We start from the raw sequence: 17,493 nt of genomic DNA on the forward strand, positions 1-17,493 counted from the left end.
TTAACTAATACGTATTATCTGAATAATAAGTCGTATTTAAGCCATCAGTATTAAACGTCTTATTAGTATTGTCTTTAAAGAACGCCGTGTTTAATTGATTCAATTCAGTCTCTGTGTTACTTAACGTTTTGGTTTGTAACCCGAGACTCTCACGAAGTTTGTTAGACGTTGCTTGCAATTTATCGGTCGCAATCACTTGATAAGAACTCCCGTTAATCCAGGCTTCTTTCCCAATGATTTGACCACTCGTAATGTCGGTCCCACATTGATGGTAATTTTCAATTAACGTTTTCGTTTGATCAGCCGTTAAATCCGTACTGATGTGCTTGCCTAATTTTGTCATTAAACCTGATAAATGGACCAAGTATTGGGGCTTTTGAATCTTATCAGCGACCCCGCGCAAGACTTCTTGTTGGCGCAACTGACGACCATAATCACCACGGGGATCTTGGTATCTCATCCGTGTATAAACTAGGGCCTGCTTGCCATTTAAATGGTGGCGGCCCTTTTTGATTGTCTGCCCATCGAAACTCACATCGATATTTGTTTTAACATCAACACCATCGACGAAATCAACCAGTTCTTTGAGCGCGCCCATATCAATCGTGACCGAATAATCGATTGGCACACCGATAAATTCACTGACGGTTTTTTTAGCCATCTTCGCTTGTCCTAATTCATAGGCCGCGTTAATTTTTTGAACATTCTTAGTCTTGCTGCCAACCATTTCGGCGAGCGAATCCCGCGGAATTGAATAAACCAAGGTTTTCTTAGTTTTAGGATTTAACGTAACCACCATCATCGAATCCGAGAGGCCGCGATCGACACGCCCATCAGAACCCGTATCAGCCCCTAATAATAAAAATGAGATAGGTTTGTCCTGATTAATCCGATTGGATACCTGTTTGTTTTGGGTTTTAATCGCACGAATTGCTTGGTTTTCTTTTATTTTGTAAAAACCCCCACCAATTACTAAAATAACCCCGATAACCCCTAGTACAATCTTTAACTTCTTCAAAATAACGACTCCTATCTGTTTACTAATCTCCTATTCGAGTATATTAAAAATCGTTAAAGATGGTCGTTTTATTAAGCCAACTTAATACTTTTAAGGCTTTTTTATTATTTCAGCATTCAAAAAAGTTCCCACCTGATTAAGGATGGGAACTTTTTTGTTTGTTTAAACGTGCTTTTAACACTAACTTCTTGCGCTTAACGACGATTGCCAAACAACCGATTCCATCGGTTATTCGTCACTCTATGTTAATGCTCAGAAGCTGACCAAGTGTTACAGCACTCTTTTTTTAAACGTGCTTTTCAAAGCTGATGCTTGCGCTCAGCACCGTATTGCAAACAACCAGCCATGCTGGTTATTCACAACACTCAGCTAATGCTCAGCGTCAACCCGCTTTGAACGCACTCTTTTTTTAACATGCTTTTATAAGACATGGTCCTGCGTTTAGCGACGATTGGTGAACAATCGCTTTCAGCGCTCATTCACCAATCTATGCTAATCCTCAGACCATTAACGTCTTATAACGCACTCTTTTTTAATCTAATTTCTTTTCCAATTCGCTGACAATTTCTGCGTGTTTTGCTTCTGTTAATTTAATTTTTGCCATGAAGATCAAAGCAGAAACAATTAATAAAGCCATTGGTACGAAGAACATGTATGTCTTGAATTGTAATAAACCACCATTTGTAATATCGCTTGGTTTAGCGTTACCTGTCATACCTGCGTGAATTGCGGCAATCCCAACAACACCGTTGGCAAAGGCACCAGCTAATTTATCCAATAATGGGCGAACGGCTAACGTAACAGATTCGTTACGTGTCCCACTCTTCAATTGACCGTATTCAACACTATCAGTAATTGTCATTAAAGCTGCTAAGAAAACAAGTGGGTATGGGAAGAAGAATAACCCAACAGCGATTAAGACAACAACTAAGTTGCTACCAGCAAATAAGAAGAGAATGTAGCCAAGCATCATCATGGCAATCCCGCCAAGATAGATAGCACGACGGTGAATCAATGATACTAAAGTTGGGAATAGGGCAACTGAGATAACCCCTAAGATAGCGGTAATCACACCAACTGTTGAGAAGGCTGCAGCGCGACCCATGACGTATTTGAAGTAGTAAATTAAAAGTGAGTTTGTGATAACGTAACTAAAAGCAAACAAGAAATATGATAGTGATAACCACATTAATTGATCATTTTTACCGATTACTTTGAAGACATCGCGGAAACGAATCTTTTCAGTATTTTCACGGATAGCACTCTTTTCTTCTTTAGTACCGATAATCGTTGCTAAAGCGCCTAAGAATGAAACAACACCGATGACAACGGCAAACCCTAACCAACCAGCGCTAGTTTGTTCGCTACCATGTGTCCCTGAAAACATTTGTGAGAAGAAGACTACGATTGGCACAATAACGATGATTACCCCTTGGGCACCTAACGTTGAACCAAAACGAGCAATGGCCCCAAACTTCGTCCGTTTTTCTGAATCAACGGTTAAAGCAGGTAACATTGACCAAAATGCAATATCTTTAAATGAATAGAAGATATCCAAGATAACGAAAACGATTGCAAAAAGAACTAAGTATAAATAAGGGCTATTTGTTGCTAAGCCACCGAAGTTCGTGAAGATCATGACTAAACCAACAGAACTAATCAATGAACCAATTAGTAACCAAGGTTTAAATTTCCCCCAACGAGTCCGGGTATTATCAACTACCCCACCGATAAGTGGATCAAAGGCGATTTCAACAATCCGGATGACAACCATCATGGAAGTGACATAACCGATCATTTTTGCATTAAAAGCGGCATTTTTTGTATCGAATAATTGGCTAGTAACAAAAATCATAAAATAAGTGCTAAGTGTTGCATAGAAAGCATCGTGGCCAAATGCCCCGAATGCATATGAACTATATTGTTTGATATCTTTTAGTTTTTTCATTGTTCAATTCCTTTCATTTGATTTAAAACTAGTGATAACGGTGTTCAATAATTTTTTCTAAAATAGCTTGGCGTTGCTTTTCCTTGGCTGTGCCAAACTGGTTTTCTTCTAATGAATTAAAATCGTTTGCTAATAAAACGGATTCAAGATATAACGTCAATTGACGTTTAATATAAACCTTGTTGTCTTCGTTTGTTTGCTTCGGATTTCCGGCGATAATGGCTGCTGCAAATTGATCTGCATCGATGGTTAATTTATTATCATTCATTCTAATAGCCTCTTTCTAAAATAGATTTTTAGCCGGAAACCGTTTAAGCGTGATCTCTAATCGCGGTGTAAACGCATTCTTCAGCTAACAAATTCATTTTACTAAACTTTTACTAAAATGTAAACGGTTAATTAAAATTCCATTAGTTTGTTTAAATTTAGTAACTTCCCAACCAGCAACATAAAAAGCCGTTCACCAATCACTGATGAACGACTTTTTTGAATCTTTTGCGCTTAGCGCTTCTGCATCACTTGGTAAACCGCTCCGATAATACCGGCTTCATTTTTTAAATCGGCCGCCACGACTGTCGGTAACGCAAGGTCTTTAATACTATTATGAACACTTTGCACGTTTTGAATTTCAGCATTGAGTTGCGTCATAAACGTTTCGTTGGCACTAATGCCACCGCCAATAATCACCTTTTCAGGATCGAAAGCAACCATCAAATTAATAATTCCCTTCGCCAAGCTGTGGTAGTAACTCGTTAACACATTTTGTGCGAGGACTTCATGTTGCGCCGCCCGTTCAAAAATAATCCGAGCATCAGTCAGCTGATCAGCACTGAATTGGTTATAACGCCGCAATAAGCCAATGACAGTGGCACCTCTGAAGTTCAAGGAACCCATTTCAACATCAATCTCGTCATCTTCAACGAGCATCCACCCAAATTCACCTGAGCGCGCATGCGCCCCACGATAGATTTGGTTATTGATGACTAACGCGCCACCAACACCGGTACCCAGTACCAAACTTAGGTAGTTGGTAACACCTTTAGCGGCACCCAACCATTGTTCCGCAATTGCAGCTGCATTCGCATCATTTTCAACAGCCACGGGTAGATTCAATTTTTCAGTCAGTAGACCTTTCAAATCGACACCGGTTAAGCATTTAACGGCGCCAGCTGTCGTCAGAAAACCGTCTGCTTGAACCACACCTGGCACACTAACCCCGACACCTGCAATCGGCGTTGTTTGTTGAAAATCCTGAATGATCTGCACTAATTTAGCAATTAACGTCGTTTGGTCTTGGGGTGTTTCAAATGCTTCTTTACGTACGATTTGGCCTTCTTGATTGACTAACCCAACTTTAATCGTTGTGCCGCCAATATCAATCCCAACAAAATTTGTCATTCTGACCCCACCTTTAATTAATTTCCGCACCATTCGTCGCAATCATATCGCGGTACCAGTAAAACGAATCCTTACGATACCGATTGCCAGTGCCTTGTCCGTAATCGTCAACATCAACATAGATAAAGCCGTACCGTTTAGACATTTGGCCCGTGCTGGCAGCTACTAAATCAATACAGCCCCAAGGGGTATAACCCAATAACTGAACACCATCTTCTAAGACGGCCTTTTTCATCTGTAAAATATGGTCGTGTAGGTAATTAATCCGATAATCATCATGAATCTGATTATCCGCCGTCTTTTCATCGATTGCGCCTAAGCCATTTTCAACAATAAATAATGGTAAGTGATAGCGATCTGTAAACCAGTTCAGTGCGTAGCGTAAGCCGATTGGATCGACTTGCCAGCCCCATTCACTCGCCTCAACATACGGATTAGCAACCCGATCCTGATCTTCGTGGTATTCTAGTTTGCCGGTATCTTGAACCGCGAAGGACATGTAGTAACTAAAGCCAATATAATCAACTTTCCCGGCCTTCAAAATGACCATGTCTTCTGTTGTCATATCCAGGTTAAATTGTTTGCGGTCAAAATGATTTAATAACCACTGTGGATAAAAGCCGTTCGCATGGACATCGGAGAACCAAAGGCGTGTTTGCATCGCTCTTTGTGCAAATAAAATATCTGCCGGTTTAGATGTCAGTGGATAAATTGGGCACATCGCAATCATGCTACCAATTTCGAAATCCGGGTTGATTTGATGGCCAATTTGAACCGCTTTGGCACTCGCTACCAATTCATAATGAGCCGCTTGGTACATCCCTTTTTCCTTATCTTCACCTGGTTTAAATAATAAACCAGAATCCGTGTAGGCTGAGCCACCATCTTCGTAATTCGTTTGGTTATTGATTTCATTAAACGTCATCCAGTATTTAACCTTATGTTGATACCGTTTGAAACAAACCGTCGCAAAATTGGTAAAGAAATCAATTAATTTTCTATCGCGCCAACCACCATATTGCTGTACTAAATGATATGGCATTTCAAAATGGGATAGGGTGACCACTGGTTGAATGTCGTATTTCAAGCATTCGTCAAAAAGATCATCGTAAAATTGCAACCCAGCTTCATTGGGTTCTGCTTCATCCCCATTTGGAAAAATCCGCGTCCACGCAATTGATGTTCGGAAACATTTAAAACCCATTTCAGCAAATAATTTAACATCTTCCTTGTACCGATGATAAAAATCGATGCCGTTGTGGTTAGGATAGTATTCACCGTCAACCACACCGTCGGTTATTTTTCGAGGCACACCGTGACTTCCCAGTGTCATTACATCAGCAATACTGAGACCCTTGCCCCCAGCTTGATAGGCACCTTCTAATTGATGGGCCGCAACTGCGCCACCCCACATAAAGTCTTGCGGAAATTCTTGCTTGTCCATGTCAATTCTCCTTTAATCAATTACTTTTGCGCATTGTTCAAAGCAACTTTGTTGGCTGCAATGACGAATGGTAAATAAGTTAATACTGAAATGCCTAAACATAAGAATCCGATAATTAACGCTAACCAGTTCCCACCAGTCCCTAAGAATGGCATCAATGGCCCAGGCGTGGTCCACGTTAACCCAAAGGCAGGCGTTGGAATCCAATTAAAGATAACGGTCACTGTGTACCCAACTAAAATGTTAATCACAGGTGTTAAAACAAATGGAATCGCCAAAATAGGATTCAAAACAATTGGTAAACCGAAGATCAATGGTTCATTAATATTGAACAAACCAGGAACTAGGGCTAATTTTGCAATTTCACGGTAATCTTTACGCCGTGATGCAATAAAGATGGCGATGATTAAACCAAGTGTCATCCCACTACCACCCATATTGGCGAAGACGTCATTCAAAATACCCCAAGTTTCGCGGTAAGGAACGCCCCAGGCAGTCCCGTGACTATTAATGAATGTTTGGTTAGCTAAATCAGCTTCCGTAAACATAATTGACCGTAAAGCATTCAATGTATTAGGGCCGTGAATCCCGACTAACCAAAGTACATTTTGAACAACGGCGATAATCATAATCCCGAAGATGTTAACCCCGATATGGCGCAATGGGGTTTGAATCGTTTTATAGATAATTTCGTTGATGCCTTGTGGTGCGATTAATGAAATGAAGAAGTTAGCCATCGCAAAAATCATAATCATGATAACAATTGGAATTAAACCGTTGAAAGAACGGGCCACTGCAGGTGGTACCATTTCTGGCATCTTAATTCTCAACTTTTTGATATTGAATAATTTAGGTAAGAATTCACCGACGATCATCCCACAAATCATTGCGACGAATAAGCCTTGTGCGCCTAAATACGTCGTTGGTAGATATGAAACACCGTCTTTGACAACAGCTGGTGTGTATAAAATCATGAAGGCCGCAATCCCGGTCATCCCGATTAACATATCATCTGACTTGAAGTGTTTTGCTAGGTTTCGAGCCACTAAGTATGCGATAAAAATAGAGAGAATATTCATAGTCCCATTGGTAACTGATGTGAATAATTGCTGTGCTTTTTCCAGATTTGGAAAGAATTTTGGTAAGAATAAAATCTGAGCGATAAAACCACTCTTAGAAAAAATTAAGTTATTTATTAAAATAACGAGCGATGCTGCCATCGTAATCGGAAATGTATACATAAATGCATCACGAACCGCCGCGACATGTCGCTGTTCATTTAATTTAGTCGCAAACGGGACGATGGTGCGTTCCATAAAACTATTAAACTTATCCATGTAAAAACCTCCTAATGTAATCTATAATATTTTCAATAACTTAATTATAGTAAAACGGTTACATTAAATAAATATGTTTAGCCGATATTGCTACACATACCGGCTAGTTGTTATCTATACCATTCGTGGTACACCCTGTTCCATTTAATTGTTTAACGCAACTTGTTGTCGTAATTGGCGCAAAATGGCTTCAATAATATAGACACACGGCACCTGACTGGTCATGTCATAATATTGGTGAATCCGCGATTCTTCAATATTATAAGTCAGTGCGTACCGTCCCATCCGCGCTAAAGGACTCTCTAAATTACCCGTAATCGTCACCAGTGTTGTATCTGGATCATTGACAAAATTATTGAGCATTTCAATTAATTCCGGCGTTTTCCCGGAAACAGACAACGTAATAATCACGTTATTGGTCGTATTTTTTAGTTGTGAAGACAGCGGGTAATAGGGATCTTTGACTGCACTACTGTTAAAACACAGTGCCGATAATTGCCGTGATGCGTACTCCGCAATCGCCCCAGATGCGCCCATCCCCACTAAGAAAATATTGTCAGCCTCCAATAAAATCCCACCAACAATCTTAATCAGTCGAAGCAAGTCATCGGAAAAAGCCTCCATCGTTACCAATGGAAGCTCATCGCTTGGTTGTTCACCTGTTTTTAATTCACTCTTTAAAGACACCTTAAACTCCGGAAAACTATCGTAACCAATTTTCCGAATAAACCGCATGACTGACGAATTCGACACGCAGGCACCCGCAGCCAGTTCCCTAACTCGCATATACGGGACCTTCTCATCATGACTAACAATATACCGGTAAATTGCTAAATCTACATCTGATAACTTATCCATATCCTTATAGCCAAAAAAAGCCATGCGCTCTCCCCATTTCATTACTATTGATAACTTTATTCTACTATATTATCGTAGCCGGAAAAGGGGATTAGGAAAAGTTTGTTATAAATTGAACGAATTCCTATTTCTTCTGACTCAATTTCAATGCTGGTCCGATTAATAGTAATAAAACAATTACGGAAACCAAGAAACCTGCGTGAAAACCGGCTAATTGTTGTTGAACTGTCCCATGATTGCCTAAGCCAATCGTGGCGACAATCGTCGCAATCAATGCGGAGCCGAAACTAGAACCGACATTTTCGATGATATTGATGCCAACACCCGCTTCGGCTAGCTGTCGCTCAGGAATGCCGAGATACGCATCACTCGTCAATGGTAAGTTAATCCCGCCAACGCTGATGCCTCGTACAAATAGGATTAATGCAATCCAAACCATGCTTGTTTGATCAGTCATCAGCATCAAGGGAACCGAGCCGATTAAGGCGACTGCTAAACTTAGTAAAACCACTCTTTTGGCACCGAAGCGATCAATCCACTTACCGATTAAAGGCCGTGTCACTAACATCCCAATTCCTTGGGGCATCATTGCTAAGGCGGCTTGAATTGCCGTGAAGTGCCGGAAACTCTGGAAAAAGAGTGGCAAAATCAACATCGGTCCCATAATCGCAATATTGGCTAGAAAAAGCCCGCTGCTCGCAACAGCAAATTGGCCATGCTTAAATAAATTAAGTGGTAAAACGGTTTGATGCTGACGCCGCCAATCATAAATCACGTAAATAACGGCCATGAGGACGCCAATCCCAACCCAGAGCAGCGTTTCCCCATTATTAAACGTTGCATAATCAGCGGCCTTAGAAACGCCGTAAATCAACGTCGCACTCATGATTGATAGCATTAAAATCCCCCAGCCATCTAAACGACTTTGACGATTAAAAGGTTCAAAATTGGGTAAGCTATGGATCATTAGTGGGACGGCAATCAGCGTAATCCCAACATTAATCAAGAATAACCAGTGCCACGAAGCCACTTGCAAAATAAAACCACCTAAAACCGGGCCTAAGATCGGGCCAAAAATCATCGGTGTGCTGACAATCGCCATCACCCGTCCCAAGTTTTCGGGACCGGCCGTCTTCACAAGTAAGGTTGACATCAGCGGCGTAATAATCCCGGCGCTAAAGCCTTGTAGTAATCTGAAAATAATAAAACTCGTTACATTCCAACTAAAACCAGCTAAAACGGAGGTAATGCCAAATGCAATCACCGCACCAATAAAAATCCGCTTACCGTTAAAGTGGTTCATTAACCAACCTGAAATGGGGACGGCAATCGCCAGCGCTAAAACGTACCCCGTAATCGCCCACTGAATCACATTTAAAGTCGTCGCAAAAGTCTGTGTTAATTGTTGAATTGCAATTGTCATCATTGTTGAATCTAACATTGGCGCAATCGCGCCTAGGGCAATCGCCCACGCAGCGGTTAAAACCGCCTTTGGTAATTTAGTCATCTTTGAATCTGTCATTTAAAAATCCTCGAACTTCATAATATTGTCGACTAGGAAACAATAACGCCATTTTGATTCCTTGTCAACAAAAAAACAGACATGATCAAAATAAATTGATGATGTCTGTTTTAATGATTTGTCTTTTGATTTTCAATGGCTTGATCAATATGAGCGCTATAAGTCTCAATAAAGTTCAAGAGTGATGTTAATTGTTCATCGGTTGCCTCTTCAAAAACCACATGATCGCGTTCTTGAAATTGTTGATGCAGCTGATCATGCTTTGTAACGACCGCTTGGCCTTCAGGTAAAACACGGAAATAAACTTCTTTTTTATTGTCGGCTTTTTGATAAGACTCGATTACTTCTTTTTTCAAAAGCTTCTTCGTCAGCTTGCTAGCCGCACCACGCGTCATGTGCAGTGCTTCAGCAATTTTGGTCACATTCGGATCCGTTTGCTTGGCGATTGCTTCCAAGCAATGAATCTCAGAAGACTTATAGCCACTCAACTGCGCTTCCATAATGCCTTGTTCCAGCCACGATTTTTTATAAAATAACGCCGTAAAAGCTTGAATAATTTCTGCTTCTTTATCCATCATCTTCACTCCCTCATTTGGTCATCTATCTAGCAGTATAGCATCTATTGTTTCTGATTCAACAATCTAAAACAACAAAAAAAGCCTTCCGTTTAGAAAGACTTTTGAATTGAAACTTACTGGCCAATCATCCCAGCATGAATTTTATCGATATTCCATTTCATCATTGTGTAATAGGTATCGCCCTGTTTTCCTTTTTGCGCCAAGGAATCCGTAAAGATTTTTGCATAAATTGGCAGTCCTGTTTCTTGGGCAACTTTAGCCATAGATTTCGGTGATACCGATGTTTCTACAAACAAACTCTGAACATCTGTTGCCGCAATTTTGGCAAGGACTGATTTCATTTGAGTTGGTGTCCCTTGCGATTCCGTATTGATTTCCCAGATATAAGTTGGCGTCACGCCATAAGCTTCTCCGAAGTATTTAAAGGCACCTTCAGAAGTCACCAATACACGCTGCTTTTCTGGAATATCAGCAAATTGCGTCTGAGCCTTCGTGTGTAATTTTTCTAAGCGCGCAATATACTGATCCGCATTCCGCCGGTAATAATCAGCATTTTTAGGGTCCTTAGCTTGCAAGGCGGCTGTAATATTTTCAACATATTGCATGCCATTGGCCAAATCCAACCACGCATGTGGATCTGGTTCGTCCTTATTGGTCGTTAGATGTTGGACCTTGATGCCTTTAGTCGTCGCAAAAACGTCTTCCCCAAACTTCTTATGTGCGATTGACACTAACTTTTTAAACCAACCATTGCCACCCGTTTCAAGATTCAAGCCATTATGAAACAAAACATCCGCGTCCGTCGCTTTTGAAATATCAGTTGGTTGAGGCTCGTATTCATGGGGATCGGTCCCCCGTTTAACGATACTGTACAACTCAACCCGCTCTTGGCCAACATTGGCGACCATATCTTCTAAAATCGAATTAGTCGTCACAACCCGCAATTTAGTGTGTTGATTGTTGGCTTGTGCTTTGGATTGTGCCCGTTGGTGAATAAAGCCGTACACGCCACCAATAATCCCGCCGACGGTTAATAAAGTAATGAGTATTTTCTTCATTGTTATTGCCCTCCCTTAGCTGAACGCCATTTCAAAAAGCCTTGCTTGGGTGCGCAAATAAACGAAATCGCGAATAAAACAGCGGCCATCAAGACAATTGCCGGGCCAGACGCCCAATTGAAGGTATAACTGAAATACAGCCCACTAATTGCCGCAACTGCCCCTATCCCAGCTGATAAAAAGAGCATCGTCACGAGTTTATTAGTCCATAAAAAGGCCGTCGCAGCAGGTGTAATTAACATCGCCACTACCAGAATAATCCCGACCGTTTGTAATGCTGAAACTGTCACTAACGTTAAAACCAGCATCAAGCCATAATGTAAGACCTGCGTTTTGAGCCCGTAAGTTCTGGCGTAGGTTTCATCAAATGAGGTAATCAATAATTCCTTATAGAAGAATGAAACAAATAAGATAACGATGCCTAATACAATCGCGGTCGTCATAATATCCTGATCACTCACTGCTAAAATATTACCGAATAAAATATGATGGAGATTCGTCGCACTTTCTGCCATCGAAATCAGAATAAAGCCCAATGCGTAAAACGCACTGAAAACGACTCCGATTGACGTATCCGTCTTAATTTTACTGTGGGTCGCGACAAAGCCAATCAAGACCGCCGCTAAAATACCGAATACGGATGCGCCAACTAGCACATTGATCCCCAACATATAGGCAACGGCCACGCCAGGTAACACGGCATGCGAAATCGCATCGCCCATCAAGGACATCCCTCGCAATATGATGAAGCTTCCGATAATCCCCGACATAATTCCGACCATAATGGCGGTTAATAATGCACTTTGTAAAAATTCGTAGCGCCCTAATGCGCCAATAAATGCTGAAATACTAGTCATTGGTCTACCTCCTGTTTTTCAAACAAGACGGCAGATAAGTCCGCACTAAATGCACGCTCAATATTCTGGGCGTTATAAACTTGATCAGTGGGCCCATAATCCACGATACCGTGATTCATAACCACTAAATCGTCAAAATACTGTGACACTTTATTCAAATCATGATGAATAACAATAATCGTCTTACCTGCATCACGCCACTGTTTCATAATGGCCATGATTGCAGTCTCACTTTGCAAATCAATACCGACAAAGGGTTCATCTAAAATAATGATCTCCGCTTCCTGCACAATTGCGCGGGCCACGAAAACCCGTTGCAATTGGCCACCTGACAGCTGACCAATTTGGCGGCGTTCAAAATCACCGAGGGCTACCTGTTCTAGCGCCGCTCGACTAGCGGCTTTTGCCTGCTTCCCTGGATCACGAAACAGACCTAACTTGCCGTACGTGCCCGTCAATACAACATCAAAAACGTTGATTGGAAAATTCAAATCTAGGTCCTTGCGCTGTTCAACATATGCGACCTGCTTTTGGACAGCTCGCATTGATTTTCCTTGATATAAAACTGAGCCTTGCCGTGCTTTAACCAACCCTAAAATTGCTTTAATCAGCGTTGATTTTCCCGCACCGTTTGGTCCAATGATACCAGTGATTTTGCCTGCGTCAAAGTGAACGGCAACATCAGTAAATACTGGTGTGTCATCGTAAGCAACGGTGAGGTTCTTAATTGATAACATAAAGAGCCTCCATTCTTTTAGGCGAACCTAACTTAACATCTATCAGCATAACCGATTTTAATATAATTAACAAATATTTTAGCCTAGGCTAAAAATATTAAGAGCCGACTTACACTTGATTAATAATTTTTTCACATGAATTCACTCTAAATCCCACACTTTCCCCTCCAAAAGCGCTATACTAGTACTAATAAATCGATAAGGAGTGTTTTAATAATGAAAAAACCAATTAAGGGTTCATGTACGACAGTCTTAGTCGGCAAGAAAGCTTCAATCGACGGTTCAACAATGATTTCTAGAAATGATGATGGTCACGAAGCTCTAGATCCTCAACGTTTTGTTGTCGTCAATCCAGAAGACCAACCACGCGATTACCAAGCCGTAATCAGTGGTGTGCAAATCAAATTACCTGATAACCCAATGCGTTATACATCAATTCCTAACTCACTACTCACAAACGGCATCTGGCCAGCTGCTGGGATCAACAGCGAAAACGTCACAATGTCAGCAACCGAAACAATTACAACTAACCCTCGTATTCAAGGATTAGACCCACTTGTTCCCGGTGGTATCGGTGAAGAAGATATCGTTACTTTAGTATTGCCTTACATCCACAGTGCTAAAGAAGGGGTTGAACGTTTAGGCGCGCTTCTCGAAGAATTCGGCACATACGAACCAAACGGAATTGCCTTTTCTGATCAAGACAGTGTTTGGTGGCTTGAAACAATTGGTGGTCATCACTGGGCTGCTGTTCGCATCCCTGATGATGCTTACGTGGTTGCACCTAACCGCATGAACATCGATCACTTTGCCTTTGGCTCAGACAACACACTTTGTTCAGCTGATTTAAAAGCATTAATTGATGATAATAACTTAAACCCAGACTTTGAAGGTTACAACCTCCGTCACATTTTCGGTAGTGCAACCATCAAAGATACCGTTTATAACAACCCTCGTACTTGGTATGGTCAACAATATTTCAACCCAGAAATCAAACAAGATCCTATGGACCATGATTTACCATTCATCTGCCATGCCAACCGTAAAATTTCAATCGAAGACGTTAAGTTTGTCTTGAGCGCCCACTTTGAAAATACGGAATACGATCCTTACGGTAGCGCACCAGAAGACGTTAAAACACGCTTCCGTCCTATCGGGATTAACCGGAACCACAATGTGCACATTTTACAAGTTCGTAACAACGTCCCTGCTGAAATCGCTGGTATTCACTGGTTAGCTTACGGTGCTAATACCTTCAATACAGTTGTGCCATTTTACGCCAACGTTAATGACACACCTGAATCATACAAGAATGCGACAGGAACATTCGACCTTAACAATATGTACTGGTTGAGCTGTACAACAGCCTTACTTGGCGATACAGACTATGACTTCTACGTTGATATGCGTAATACCTTCGAATTAGAAGCAATGAGCGCTTATCACGAAATCCAAAACGCAACTGACAAAGCCTTTGACGGTCAAAAAGATGCCATTGCCTTCTTGGAAGAAGCCAACAACAAACTAGCAACAGAATCACTCCAACGCCAAACAAAACTATTAGGCGAAATGGTGATCTCAGGATCAGAACACATGAAATTACGTTATAACTTGAATGACTAATTAGTCATAAAAATGAGCTTCAGACAATATTTGTCTGAAGCTCATTTTTTTATTTATTATGACTCACCTTTATTAAATTCGCCCACCATATCAGTTACAGTGTAATGACCTTTTTTGACATTTACTTCACCGTTTAAGTTTTCTGGGAAGATAACCATAATACTATCATCTTTACCTTCACTTGCTAAAAACGTTAAATCGATATTAGCTAATTGTGTATCCGTGGTTACTTTTTGATTTTCCGTTACTAAAATATCAAATCCTTGTCCCTTTAAGGCCACTGTATCAATCCCCATATGCAATAACACGTCAACACCATTATTACCTTTTAGTGTAATTGCATGTTTTGTTGGGAAAACTGATGTTATAACACCTTCAATTGGTGCATAGATTTGACCATTATCTGGTTTAACAGCAAAACCATCACCCATCATTTTGCTGGCAAACACCGGATCACTAACCTCAGTAATTGCAATAGCTTCTCCTGTAACTGGTGCATGCAATTCTAATTTAGTATCATTATTAACCTCAGTTGAAACATACACATCACTATGTTGACTATGTTTAGCGTAACGCCGACCCCAAATAATGGTTAAAATTGCAGCAATTAAAAATGCGGCAGTAACAGCTACTACTTCATAAATCATCTTAGATTGTGGTCCATTAAACATTCCTAGCATAAAGATATTAAGGACTGGTGCAAATCCATAAAGTTTAACCCCTAATAATCCAGTAATTCCCCCGCCGACTGCGGCACCAATACACCCCGCAACAAACGGATATTTCTTTTTAACGTTAACGCCATATAATGCTGGTTCTGTAATCCCAAATAGAGCAGAGATTGAAGCAGAGATTGAAATTTGGCGTTCATCGGAGTTACGACTCGTAAAGATTGAGCCGACTACTGCACCAAACTGCCCGAAAACAGCAGACATAAACATGGCCATAATCGTATCATACCCCAATACTTGAACATTAATTTGTCCCAAGGGAATGATCCCCCAATGAATCCCAAAAATAACGAAGAATTGTCCAACACCAGCTAAGATCGCACCTGAAATAACAGGACTTAGATTATATAGCCAAGTATAAACATTAGCAATTCCAACACCTACATAGTTCGCCAATGGTCCGATTACAAGGAATGTTACAAACCCAGTAATTAATAATGCTAGTGTTGGTACAAAAACAAGTTTCGCAACTTCTGGAATTATGTTTTTCAACCATTTTTCAATAATTGATAAGAAGTAAACGGCAAAAATCGTTGGCAATACCGCTCCGCCATACACTTTTAGTGGAATTGCTAATGAGCCTAACATAACATTAGCAGGTATATCTGCAGCTGTTAGCGGATAAATCAACGCTGCAGCTAAAGCGACAGCTGTATATTTATTACTTTTAAATTTCTCTGCACCAGTAATTGCGATAAAAATTGGTAGCATTGTAAATACGCCTGAAGCTAAAGCATTTAAAACAGCTAAGACTAATGATTTTTCACCAAATAAATGCATCATTTGTATCAGAATAACAAGCCCTTTTAAAACCCCAGCAGCAGCTAAGATATTAATGTAGGGTGTAAAAATTGCCGAAATAGTCGCCAATAAACGGTCTGATAGTTTTTTCTTTTCTTCAGGTTCATTGGTATTATCCTCTAAATTTCCAAGTTCAACCATTACTGCATCGTAGACATCAGTTACCTTAGGTCCAATAACAACTTGATATTGACCACCGGTACTAAGTGCAGTCATCACAATTGGCATTTGTTCTAGCATATCTTGTTTTACTTTAGCAGTATCTTTTAAAACGAATCTCAATCGTGTTACACAGTGTGTTAGGCTTTTAATATTTTCTTCTCCACCCACACCTTCAATAATATTTTTTGAAATTTCCTTATATGATTGTGTCATTTCATACCCCTCCATTTTCAGGCATAATTACCAGGTTTTGTTTTACTTTGCATTGCAACACCAAAGTCGGTATAGATTCTCTGTGTTAAGTTTCGCCCTAATTCTTCAGCAATATGGTGTGCAAGCACTTGGAACGGAATAATCGTAAACAATGGTGCTTTATATTCATCAATTTGGCTCAAATCTAAAGCAATTGTGCGTTCATCTACCGTATCATTTAAAGTGATTGTATATAAATTATCCACGTATTGCGTTTCATATTCTTTTAACCTAGTTAATCGATCATTGACTGGCGAATTGCTTTCAATAAAGAACATCTGATGATTGCGGTTAACTTCTAAATAGGGGCCATGCATAAATACTTCAATATCCATTCCTTGGCTAGGCACTCTGACCGTTTCACAGAATTTGGTTTGCATTTCTAGCACTGTTCCCATTACTGAACCACATCCAAGTGCAGTAAAACGAGTTGCTTTACTAAACTCTGCTTGCCGACGTTCAAAGAATGTTTCCGTTTTATTAATAATATTAGGAATTTCTTCAATTGCAGTTGCAAATTGTTTTAATTCTAATTGCTCTTGTTCTGAAGTGATTTGGCCACGTTCTCTAGCCGTTTTCAGCCCCATCAGCATCAACTTAAATGTCGTCATAGAGAAACCTTTAGTCACATAGCCTACTCGTTCTTCTCCCATTTCAATATCAATAACCCTATCAACAACTTGTGTTATTTCACTTGTAAGGTTGCTAGTTACTGCGTATGTTCTAACAGTAGGACGTTCCAATTTAATCTTTTTTAGCGCATCAATAGTCGAAGTACTCTCACCGCTCTGGGAAATCCCGATAACGACATCAATTGCTGGGCGTAATTTTTCATAATAGTGAAATTTGAATGGTTCTTCTATTTCAATAATGACATCTGTTAAATGCTCAATATAATATTTTGCACTATAAGCGGCATTAATGCTGGAGCCTGTCGCTAGTAATAACCATTCTCGACCATCAATTGTTGGTATATTATTTGGATAATGATTAAGCATATTTTTAAGGTATTCTGCTTCTTCTCTAATGTAAGTCATCATTGTTGGTTTTTGATCCATAATTAATTTCCTCCATTTTTGTGGTAACGTTTCCACAAACAGAGTATATATCTATATAAGCATTTTGGCAAGCGTTTTCTTAAATGAATTGGTAACGTTATCTTAAACGCT

15 protein-coding genes are annotated in these 17,493 nt (G+C 40.2%); 1 reads left to right on the forward strand and 14 read right to left on the reverse strand.

Features of this window, described 5'->3' with window-relative positions; all coding sequences use genetic code 11:
- Positions 1-4 precede the first annotated feature (4 nt).
- The 12 genes from LEUCM_RS01645 to LEUCM_RS01700 form a co-directional block, all read right to left on the reverse strand.
- Complete coding sequence (locus tag LEUCM_RS01645) at positions 5-1,018, reverse strand: LCP family protein (protein ID WP_016264457.1); 1,014 nt, start codon at positions 1,016-1,018, stop codon at positions 5-7.
- A gap of 532 nt (positions 1,019-1,550) precedes the next feature.
- A complete protein-coding gene (locus LEUCM_RS01650) occupies positions 1,551-2,966 on the reverse strand; it encodes a glycoside-pentoside-hexuronide (GPH):cation symporter (RefSeq protein WP_016264456.1) in 1,416 nt (471 codons plus the stop codon).
- A gap of 28 nt (positions 2,967-2,994) precedes the next feature.
- Complete coding sequence (locus LEUCM_RS01655) at positions 2,995-3,234, reverse strand: hypothetical protein (protein WP_011373895.1); 240 nt, start codon at positions 3,232-3,234, stop codon at positions 2,995-2,997.
- Between the two features lie 233 nt (positions 3,235-3,467).
- Entirely contained in the window at positions 3,468-4,364 is an 897-nt protein-coding gene (locus tag LEUCM_RS01660) for an ROK family protein (protein WP_016264455.1), read from the reverse strand.
- Positions 4,365-4,377: 13 nt separating this feature from the next.
- Positions 4,378-5,808 carry a 6-phospho-beta-glucosidase gene (locus LEUCM_RS01665; protein ID WP_016264454.1) on the reverse strand — a complete coding sequence of 477 codons (1,431 nt, stop codon included), beginning with the start codon at positions 5,806-5,808 and terminating at the stop codon, positions 4,378-4,380.
- Between the two features lie 20 nt (positions 5,809-5,828).
- On the reverse strand, positions 5,829-7,145 hold the full coding sequence (locus LEUCM_RS01670; protein ID WP_016264453.1) for a PTS sugar transporter subunit IIC: 1,317 nt from the start codon (positions 7,143-7,145) through the stop codon (positions 5,829-5,831).
- A gap of 144 nt (positions 7,146-7,289) precedes the next feature.
- Positions 7,290-8,027: a MurR/RpiR family transcriptional regulator gene (locus LEUCM_RS01675; protein WP_016264452.1), complete on the reverse strand. Its 738-nt coding sequence runs from the start codon at positions 8,025-8,027 to the stop codon at positions 7,290-7,292.
- Positions 8,028-8,127: 100 nt separating this feature from the next.
- Complete coding sequence (locus LEUCM_RS01680; RefSeq protein WP_016264451.1) at positions 8,128-9,525, reverse strand: MDR family MFS transporter; 1,398 nt, start codon at positions 9,523-9,525, stop codon at positions 8,128-8,130.
- Positions 9,526-9,635: 110 nt separating this feature from the next.
- A complete protein-coding gene (locus tag LEUCM_RS01685) occupies positions 9,636-10,103 on the reverse strand; it encodes a MarR family transcriptional regulator (RefSeq protein WP_016264450.1) in 468 nt (155 codons plus the stop codon).
- A 113-nt stretch (positions 10,104-10,216) separates the two neighbouring features.
- A complete protein-coding gene (locus tag LEUCM_RS01690) occupies positions 10,217-11,161 on the reverse strand; it encodes a metal ABC transporter solute-binding protein, Zn/Mn family (protein WP_016264449.1) in 945 nt (314 codons plus the stop codon).
- Between the two features lie 2 nt (positions 11,162-11,163).
- The gene (locus LEUCM_RS01695; RefSeq protein WP_016264448.1) at positions 11,164-12,018 is read right to left on the reverse strand and encodes a metal ABC transporter permease; all 855 of its coding nucleotides are present in this window, start codon (positions 12,016-12,018) and stop codon (positions 11,164-11,166) included.
- Positions 12,015-12,755, reverse strand: coding sequence for a metal ABC transporter ATP-binding protein (locus LEUCM_RS01700; protein ID WP_016264447.1), 741 nt, complete (start codon positions 12,753-12,755; stop codon positions 12,015-12,017). Before LEUCM_RS01700 ends, LEUCM_RS01695 begins: the two co-directional genes overlap by 4 nt.
- 216 nt (positions 12,756-12,971) lie before the next feature.
- On the opposite strand from LEUCM_RS01700, the gene LEUCM_RS01705 reads away from it, so the two are divergent.
- A complete protein-coding gene (locus LEUCM_RS01705; protein WP_016264446.1) occupies positions 12,972-14,378 on the forward strand; it encodes a C69 family dipeptidase in 1,407 nt (468 codons plus the stop codon).
- Positions 14,379-14,434: 56 nt separating this feature from the next.
- Here LEUCM_RS01705 and LEUCM_RS01710 read toward each other — a convergent pair whose 3' ends face one another.
- Both LEUCM_RS01710 and LEUCM_RS01715 read right to left on the reverse strand, forming a co-directional pair.
- Entirely contained in the window at positions 14,435-16,285 is a 1,851-nt protein-coding gene (locus LEUCM_RS01710; protein ID WP_016264445.1) for a glucose PTS transporter subunit IIA, read from the reverse strand.
- A gap of 17 nt (positions 16,286-16,302) precedes the next feature.
- Positions 16,303-17,382 carry an SIS domain-containing protein gene (locus LEUCM_RS01715; protein WP_025016116.1) on the reverse strand — a complete coding sequence of 360 codons (1,080 nt, stop codon included), beginning with the start codon at positions 17,380-17,382 and terminating at the stop codon, positions 16,303-16,305.
- Positions 17,383-17,493: the final 111 nt, after the last annotated feature.

The sequence above is a fragment of the Latilactobacillus sakei subsp. sakei DSM 20017 = JCM 1157 genome, from assembly GCF_002370355.1.
Lineage (GTDB): Bacteria > Bacillota > Bacilli > Lactobacillales > Lactobacillaceae > Latilactobacillus > Latilactobacillus sakei.

Excerpts from the sequence above, each read along its gene's own strand:
- LEUCM_RS01650 (WP_016264456.1), bottom strand. The coding sequence starts at position 2,966 with ATGAAAAAACTAAAAGATATCAAACAATATAGTTCATATGCATTCGGG.
- LEUCM_RS01655 (WP_011373895.1), bottom strand. The coding sequence starts at position 3,234 with ATGAATGATAATAAATTAACCATCGATGCAGATCAATTTGCAGCAGCC.
- LEUCM_RS01660 (WP_016264455.1), bottom strand. The coding sequence starts at position 4,364 with ATGACAAATTTTGTTGGGATTGATATTGGCGGCACAACGATTAAAGTT.
- LEUCM_RS01665 (WP_016264454.1), bottom strand. The coding sequence starts at position 5,808 with ATGGACAAGCAAGAATTTCCGCAAGACTTTATGTGGGGTGGCGCAGTT.
- LEUCM_RS01670 (WP_016264453.1), bottom strand. The coding sequence starts at position 7,145 with ATGGATAAGTTTAATAGTTTTATGGAACGCACCATCGTCCCGTTTGCG.
- LEUCM_RS01675 (WP_016264452.1), bottom strand. The coding sequence starts at position 8,027 with ATGGCTTTTTTTGGCTATAAGGATATGGATAAGTTATCAGATGTAGAT.
- LEUCM_RS01680 (WP_016264451.1), bottom strand. The coding sequence starts at position 9,525 with ATGACAGATTCAAAGATGACTAAATTACCAAAGGCGGTTTTAACCGCT.
- LEUCM_RS01685 (WP_016264450.1), bottom strand. The coding sequence starts at position 10,103 with ATGATGGATAAAGAAGCAGAAATTATTCAAGCTTTTACGGCGTTATTT.
- LEUCM_RS01690 (WP_016264449.1), bottom strand. The coding sequence starts at position 11,161 with ATGAAGAAAATACTCATTACTTTATTAACCGTCGGCGGGATTATTGGT.
- LEUCM_RS01695 (WP_016264448.1), bottom strand. The coding sequence starts at position 12,018 with ATGACTAGTATTTCAGCATTTATTGGCGCATTAGGGCGCTACGAATTT.
- LEUCM_RS01700 (WP_016264447.1), bottom strand. The coding sequence starts at position 12,755 with ATGTTATCAATTAAGAACCTCACCGTTGCTTACGATGACACACCAGTA.
- LEUCM_RS01705 (WP_016264446.1), top strand. The coding sequence starts at position 12,972 with ATGAAAAAACCAATTAAGGGTTCATGTACGACAGTCTTAGTCGGCAAG.
- LEUCM_RS01710 (WP_016264445.1), bottom strand. The coding sequence starts at position 16,285 with ATGACACAATCATATAAGGAAATTTCAAAAAATATTATTGAAGGTGTG.
- LEUCM_RS01715 (WP_025016116.1), bottom strand. The coding sequence starts at position 17,382 with ATGGATCAAAAACCAACAATGATGACTTACATTAGAGAAGAAGCAGAA.